We start from the raw sequence: 264 nt of genomic DNA on the forward strand, positions 1-264 counted from the left end.
TTCCCACCCCTTTGCCTCCTGGATCTTTACTTGTCACAGTGGATGCCACCTCCCTATACACCAACATTCCACATGCCCATGGCCTTGCCGCTCTGGAACACTACCTCTCCCAACGTCCCTCTGAACGCAAGCCTGATACCTCATTCCTCATAACCCTTACCAATTTCATCCTACTTAACAACTACTTTTCCTTTGAGGGGAAAGTTTACCATCAAATCCAAGGCACAGCCATGGGCACCCGCATGGCACCCTCCTATGCCAACC

At 51.1% G+C, this 264-nt stretch carries 1 protein-coding gene; it reads left to right on the forward strand.

Features of this window, described 5'->3' with window-relative positions:
* Positions 1-38: 38 nt before the first annotated feature.
* A partial coding sequence (locus AC0IXA_RS27630) for a hypothetical protein (protein ID WP_471814937.1) occupies positions 39-264 on the forward strand: 226 nt, incomplete at its 3' end.

Source organism: Pseudomonas sp. AC083 (assembly GCF_979253165.1).